At 61.2% G+C, this 7,382-nt stretch carries 5 protein-coding genes; 2 read left to right on the forward strand and 3 right to left on the reverse strand.

Annotated elements, in window-relative coordinates:
• Positions 1-38: 38 nt before the first annotated feature.
• Both NW863_RS10485 and gyrA read right to left on the reverse strand, forming a co-directional pair.
• Complete coding sequence (locus tag NW863_RS10485; RefSeq protein WP_414366210.1) at positions 39-434, reverse strand: DUF760 domain-containing protein; 396 nt, start codon at positions 432-434, stop codon at positions 39-41.
• 167 nt (positions 435-601) lie between these two features.
• Positions 602-3,163: a DNA gyrase subunit A gene (gene gyrA / locus NW863_RS10490; protein ID WP_414366212.1), complete on the reverse strand. Its 2,562-nt coding sequence runs from the start codon at positions 3,161-3,163 to the stop codon at positions 602-604.
• A gap of 306 nt (positions 3,164-3,469) precedes the next feature.
• Here gyrA and NW863_RS10495 point away from each other — a divergent pair, with 306 nt between their 5' ends.
• The gene (locus NW863_RS10495; protein ID WP_414366214.1) at positions 3,470-5,176 is read left to right on the forward strand and encodes a SulP family inorganic anion transporter; all 1,707 of its coding nucleotides are present in this window, start codon (positions 3,470-3,472) and stop codon (positions 5,174-5,176) included.
• Positions 5,177-5,270: 94 nt separating this feature from the next.
• Complete coding sequence (locus tag NW863_RS10500) at positions 5,271-6,083, forward strand: DUF6671 family protein (RefSeq protein ID WP_414366217.1); 813 nt, start codon at positions 5,271-5,273, stop codon at positions 6,081-6,083.
• Positions 6,084-6,209: 126 nt separating this feature from the next.
• Here the strand turns inward: NW863_RS10500 and NW863_RS10505 are convergent.
• A partial coding sequence (locus NW863_RS10505; protein ID WP_414366218.1) for an iron uptake porin occupies positions 6,210-7,382 on the reverse strand: 1,173 nt, incomplete at its 5' end.

Raw genomic sequence — 7,382 nt, forward strand, 5'->3', positions numbered from 1 at the left:
TTGAACTTGGTTTCAGGCCCGCAAGGCTGAGCCCGGAGCTACTGGGCGCTGCCTCCCTCCGCTGTTGGAGGTTGATCCGGTGTTGGCGGTTGGGAAGAGGGGACAGCGGCGGATGAGTTGCCCAAAGACTGCTCCAGGGCCAGGCGCTGCTCCATCACCCGCAGAAAATAGCCCCCCATCATGGCACCCGAGAGCATCTTTGCCAAACTCTCGCGGTTGGTGACGATTTGAACGCCAAATTGGTCGGACGGCAAACTGCCCAGCAGGCTGCGGATGTTATAGCCCAGGATCTCCAGCACCTCTGGGGAAGAATTGCGGGCAATATCCTGAAAAACGCTGGGATCCTGCGACTGCAGGTATTGCCAGAGCCGGTTGTTGGGGCTAGGCGTTGGCACAGCCTCAAAGCCAGGAATGAAGTTGATTGGGCTGGACATGGAGTTACCAAGCTCCCCAAACACAGCAGGTAAAGCCCAACTGGACGGCCTGCCTGATCCCTCAGGCTCTCACCGCTCCCGCAATTTGGGCTATGCCCAACTTAGCACCTGCGCCTTGCTGCCTTCGGTACGGGATCCCACCCTTCCCAAGCGGCAAATGCCGTACCTCAGGGATCAACTGTCGGCCTGGGGAGCCCATCTGCCGGCTCCTCTTCAGCTTCTGCCGGATCCCCGATAAACGAAGCGGGCACCACCGTCACTCCTACAATGCTGTCTTCGGGATCCAGGCGCTGCACCAGCACCCCTGTTGCCTCACGAGACTGAGTGGGGATGGCCTTGGCCAACTGGCGCATGACAATGCCTCTGGCGGTTACCAACAGGATCTCGTCCTCGGCATTGACGATGCGCAGGGCAGCCAGCTCATCCGACTCCTGGCGGAACTTGGTGGCGATCACCCCCTTGCCACCCCGGTTTTGCTGGCGGAAGTGGTCGATGGCCGAGCGCTTGCCCCGCCCTTCTTTGGTGATCACCAACACCCAGGGGTTGGCCAGCCCCTCCCCCTCTCGCTCAGCGGCCATCACCGACTCGGCGAAAATGATGTCCATACTGACGATGTCGTCACCGGGGTTGAGGGTGATGGCCCGCACGCCGCGAGCAGGCCGCCCTAAGGGACGCAGTTGCTCGTCGTCGGCACGGAAGCGAATGGACATGCCTTGGCGGGTTGCCATCACTACATCGTCGCTGGAGCGGGCGCGGCGCACCCAGCGCAGCTCATCGTTTTCCTCCAGAGAAATGGCAATTAGGCCGTTGGAGCGGACGTTAGCAAAGGCGCTGAGGGCCGTTTTTTTGATGTACCCCCCACGGGTGAGCATCACCAAGTATTCGTCGTCGCTGAACTTGCTCACGGGCACCATCGAGGTAACCCGCTCTTCCCGGCTCAGGGGCAGCAACTGGACGATGGCGCTGCCACGGGCGGTGCGGCTCCCTTGAGGGATCTGGTAGGCAGGCAGAGTATAGACCATCCCCCGATCTGTGAAAAAGAGGATGGTGTCGTGGCTGCGACAGGCAAAAAACTGTTCAATGGCATCGTCGTCTTTGATGCGGGTGCCAGCCTTGCCACGGGTGGCCCGCCCCTGCACCTGAAACTCTTCGATGTCCGTGCGCTTGATGTAGCCCTGCTCCGTGAGAAAGATAACCGTCTCGCGGTTCTCGATGAGATCGGCGACCTCCAGCTCACCGTCCTCGAGGCAGAGGCGGGAGCGGCGCGGACTCCCAAAGCGGGCTTTAAGCTGCTGCAGCTCTTCGCAGATAATTTGCATCACCCGTTCCCGCCGAGTCAGAATGTCCCGCAAATCGGCAATTTGCCGCAGCAAGTCCTCGTGTTCGGCCTGGATTTTCTCCGCTTCCAGGGCGGTAAGGCGGCGCAGTTGCATTTGTAGGATGCCATCGGCCTGCGCTTCGCTTAGCCCCAGTTGGCTCTGCAGCTCAGCGCGGGCTGTGGCAGTATCAGCAGCTCCGCGGATAAGGGCAATCACCCGATCCAACTGCCCCAAAGCCACCAGGTACCCCTGCAACAGGTGATCCCGCTCCTCCGCCTTTTGTAGCTCGTAGCGGGTGCGCCGCTCGATCACCTCTGCCCGAAAATCCAAGAAAGCCTGCAGGGCATCCCGCAAGGTCAGGGTGCGCGGCTCGCCGTTGAGGATGGCCAGCATGTTGACCCCGAAGTTGCTCTGCAGGGGGGTTTGCTTGTAGAGGTTGTTGAGCACCACCTGCGGTTGGGCATCCCGCTTCAGCTCAATGACTACCCGCATGCCGCTGCGGTCGCTCTCGTCACGGATGTCGGCAATGCCCTCCAGTTTTTTCTCATTGACCAACTCGGCAATTTTTTCAATCATGGCTGCCTTGTTGGTCTGGTAGGGCAGCTCGGTGATCACGATGGCGTCCCGCGCCGGTCGGCCCCGCTGCTCAATGGTCTCGATGGTGGTCACCCCCCGCAGGGTGATGGAGCCGCGCCCGGTGGTATAGGCTTCGCGGATGCCCTCCTGGCCCATGATCAGCCCGCCGGTGGGGAAATCGGGGGCCGGGATCCATTGCATTAACTCCAGGCTGGTCAGGTTGGGGTTGTGGATGAGGGCAATCAGGCCGTCCACCAGCTCTCCCAGATTGTGGGGCGGGATGTTGGTGGCCATGCCCACAGCAATCCCGGAAGAGCCGTTCAAGAGCAACTGCGGGATCCGCGCCGGCAGCACCAGCGGCTCTTGCTGGGATCCGTCGTAGTTGTCGATGAAGTCAACGGTGTTGGCGTCGATATCCTGCAGCAGGGCTTCCTGGGCAAAGGCGGTGAGGCGGCACTCGGTGTAGCGCATGGCCGCCGGCGGGTCGTTGTCGATGGAGCCGAAGTTGCCGTGCCCGTCCACCAGGCGCTCCCGCATGGAGAAGTCCTGGGCCATGCGCACCAGCGCTTCGTAAACCGCCTGATCCCCATGGGGATGGTATTTCCCAATCACATCCCCGACAACGCGGGCGCACTTGCGAAAAGGCCGATCCGCCGTCAGGCCCAGCTCGTGCATGGCGTAGAGGATGCGGCGATGCACCGGCTTCAAGCCATCCCGCGCGTCTGGCAGAGCCCTCCCGACAATCACGCTCATGGCGTATTCCAGGTAGGACTGCGTCATCTCCCGCTGCAAGTCGGTGGAGATGATGCGCGCGGTCAATTCGTTGTCGCTCATGGGATGGAGGTAGAGGTGAGGGATCCCGGTGGACTTGGGCGCGGGCAGGGTGCAAGGTCAGAAGGTTGTTGCCCGCCAACAGTCGGCAACCTAGGGCAGTAACCCAAAATCCAGGTGTTTCCAGTCTACCATTCTGGGGTAGAGTGGCTGTCGGCAGGCAGCTCTGCTTGGCAGAGAGAGTTTCCCAAACTCGGCGCCGAAAGGGGATCCCTGAAGAAACTTATAGATAGAAATCTATTCTCTAGTCTAGTCTTTATGGTAACGCTCAATGGTAGCCTACCTACATAGTGTCGAGAGCGGTGGAGCATGCTGCAGCAAGCGAAAGAAGAGCAGGCCGGCGGTAGGAGATTTCTGGATTGGCAGCGGCGGCTAAGCCTAGAAAACTGGCGTGGGGATCTCTTCGGCGGGCTGACGACGGCGATTGTCTCGCTGCCGATGGCTCTGGCCTTTGGGATGGCTTCCGGGGCGGGGCCGGTGGCAGGTTTGTACGGGGCGGTGTGTGTGGGCTTTTTTGCCGCCCTGTTCGGCGGTACCCCCACCCTTATCTCCGAACCCACCGGGCCGATGACGGTGATGATGACGGCGGTGGTTGCCAAGGTTACCGCCAGCTATCCGGATCAGGGGTTGGGGCCAGCTTTTACCGTGGTCATGCTGGGGGGCCTGTTTCAAATTTTGTTTGGATCCCTGAAGCTGGGCAAATACATCACCCTCATGCCCTACAGCGTCATCTCCGGCTTTATGTCGGGAATTGGCTGGATCATGATTTTGCTGCAGATCCCGCCGCTGTTGGGCCACGCCAGCCAGGGGGGAGTGATCGGGTCGGTGCAGAACCTGCCGACCTACCTGCTTAACCTCAAGGTGCCGGAACTGGGGTTGGGGCTGCTGACGCTGGCCATCCTCTTTTTCTATCCCAAGCCCTGGCGACGGGCGGTGCCGCCCCAGTTGGTGGCCCTGGTGCTGGGAACGCTGGTGGCCAACTGGTTCATGGCTGACTGGGAGTTGCGGCGCATTGGCCCCATCCCCACCGGCTTGCCCCAGGTGCAATGGCCACAGTTGCCCTTTTCATCTTTGGCCAGCTTGGTGTTGGACGGGGTGGTGCTGGGCATGCTGGGCTGCATCGACACCCTCTTGACGGCGGTGATTGCCGACAACCTCACCCGCACCCGCCACGACTCTGACCAAGAGCTGATCGGGCAGGGGATCGCCAACCTGGTCTCCGGCTTCCTGGGGGGGTTGCCGGGAGCAGGGGCGACCATGGGCACGGTGGTGAACATCCAGACGGGGGGACGTACGCCCTTGGCGGGCATCACCCGCGCCCTCATCCTCTTGATGGTGGTGCTGTTTGCCGCTCCCCTCACCCAAGGGATCCCGATGGCGGTGCTGGCGGGGATCGCCTTTAAGGTGGGGGTGGATATCCTCGACTGGAGCTTCCTGAAGCGGGCCCACCGCCTCTCCCTCAAAGGGGCGGCCATCATGTACGGGGTGATGTTCATGACGGTGTTCGTGGATCTCATCGCTGCCGTGGGAGTGGGGGTGTTTGTGGCCAACTTGCTCACCATCCAGCGCTTGAGCGAGCTGCAGTCGGAAGAGGTGAAAGCCATTACCGATGCGGATGATGCGGTGGATCTCACGCCGCGGGAAAAGGAATTGCTGCGCCAGGGCCGCGGCCAGGTGCTGCTGTTTTACCTGAGCGGCCCGATGATCTTCGGGGTTTCCCAGGCCATTTCCCGCCAACACCAGGCGGTGGCTTCTTGCCAAGCTTTGGTGGTGGATCTGTCGGATGTGCCGATGCTGGGGGTTTCGGCGACGCTTTCTCTAGAAAATGCCATTCGTGAGGCTCTAGATCGCGGCAAGCAGGTGTGGATTGTCGGGGCCAGGGGCCGGATCCGACAGCGCTTGGAAAGCCTACGTTTGCCCTTGCCGGCAGAGCGGTTTGTAGAGAGCCGGGAGGCTGCTTTGGCCGAGGCCGTCGCCCAGTTGGGCTTGGCGGCAGAACCCAGTCCCCTGGTTTGAGCCATCCGATGAGCCCAACAATAAAGCTGTAGACTTCGTTTGCCGGATCGGGGTCGGGCCTGAGTCTATGCAATGGAAAGGTCGGGTTGCCTACTTGGCAACCCTGCATCGCAAGGAGCAAGTGATTGGCCCCCTCTTGGCCCAACACCTGGGGATCCAGGTGCAAGTGGTACCTCTCGACACCGACCAACTGGGCACCTTCTCACGGGAGCGGCCCCGACCGGGGGATCCCATCCACACCCTACGCCTAAAGATTGAGAGAGCCCGCCAAGTTTGTCCTGCCCCCTTGCTTTTGGCCAGCGAGGGATCTTTCGGCCCCCACCCCCAGCTTCCCTGGATCCCTTGGAACCAGGAGTGGGTCATGCTCAAGGTTTTTGAACCTGACGCGGATCCCTTGGAGCTGGTGGGCTATGCAGAAAGCGTGCAAACCAATTTCAGCCACCGCTGGGTGCAGAGCTGGGCAGAAGCGCTCGACTTTGCCCGACAGGTGGGGTTCCCACAGCACGGCCTGATCGCCCTCGACCAGCCGGAAAACCCCCAACTTATCCACAAAGGGATCCAAGACGAAGCAACCCTAAAGCAGGTGGTGGAAGAGCTGCTGGCCCGCCAGGGAGGGCTGCACCTGGAAACCGATATGCGGGCCCTGTACAACCCAACCCGCCTGCAGGTGATTGCGGCAGCCACCCAAAACCTCATCGCCAAAGCCCAAAGCCTCTGCCCCGCCTGCGGCACTCCCGGCTACTGGCGCATCCGTGCGCTGCCTGGGCTGCCCTGCGGCCAGTGTGGTGCCCCCACCCCTGTAACCAAGGCGTGGGTGTATGGCTGTGCCCGCTGTTCCCACACCCACACCGAGCCTGTGGCAGAGACCTGGGCAGATCCGGCTCAGTGCGCCTTTTGTAACCCCTAGCTTCCCGGCGCCCGCTCCAACTTGCTCGATGTCTTCCAGGGCAAGGCTTGGGAGACTTTCCATAAAAAAGGGATCCGCCGCAGCGGATCCCTCCGTTGTTTTTAACCTAGGCGGGAGAGCAAGGGATTAGAAGGTGAACACTGCCCGCAGAGCGCCCACACCAATGGTCGGGTCGTTGTCCCCTGGTCTGCCCCCATTGGGGTTGCTCACAAAGTAGGCGGCGGGCGTCAGGGTAATGTACTCGTTCACTGGGAAGCTGTAGTAGACATCCACAATGAAGGGCCGAGTATCCCAAACCCCGTCGTTGTCTGTAGTCACAATCGGCTGACCGAAGACTACACCACCCTTGGCACCCTCAATGAAGAGATCCGGGAAGGCAAAACCAAGCAAGAACCCGTTGAAGTCTTCATCGCCGGGATCGATAGTGCCAGCCGGCACCACATTGGGCAGGTTATAGTCAACGTTGCCCGCCGTAAACCAGCCGGACAGGATAATGCGGGGGCTCAGCTCCCAGTTAGCAGCCACTGTAAAGGCATTGACCCGAGCCGAGGGGGTGACGTCATTCCGGCGCAGCGGACCGCGGAAAAGGCTGCTGCCGGTAGCCAGGAAACCGGGGCCGCGGCTAGCGTCCTGCAGATAGGTGGAAGCAAATTGCAAATACAGCTCCAGATTTTCCGTCGGCAGAAAGCCCAGCTCCACCGTGTGAGCACTGTCGTTACCGGTCAAACCGCTGTCACCGAAACCTCTGCCCAAGGTCTGACCGCCGCGGGTGCTGTAGGCGTAGGCCAGACGAAACTGATCGCTGAGGCGATAGCGGAAGCCAAACAGCGTGCCACTGGGCACATCTCCCGTGGAGTTGGGGAGGTCGGCAAAGTCCGAGAGGGCATCGAAGGGGACGCTGTATTGCAGGACACTGGACACCCCCGTGCCCGTGATGCCAGCGTAGATGGTGGCAGCGCGGTCGAAAGCAGGGAACTGATAGAGTAACTGGGCCAGCGTGAAGGTGCCGCCACCCCCCCCTTGGAAGCCAACGCCCGGATCCCCTGCGAAGAAGGTGGTTACCGCATCGCGAGCCTGCAGACGAATGCGCAGACGGTCACGACCAACAAAGGAAGCGTCGAAGTTCAAGCGCACCCGATAGGGCAGGGTCATGTTCGCCTGATCCTTCTCGGCCACCACCCTGTTGTTGACCACCCGGTCGTCGGTGAGGGCGCTGCCCAGGATAGCAGTGATCACCTGGGCATTGAGCTTGGTGACTGGGTTGAAGACCTTGCCCTTCAGGTCGTTGATATCAGCCTC

It is taken from the genome of Synechococcus sp. B60.1 (assembly GCF_047462555.1).
GTDB lineage: Bacteria > Cyanobacteriota > Cyanobacteriia > Thermostichales > Thermostichaceae > Thermostichus.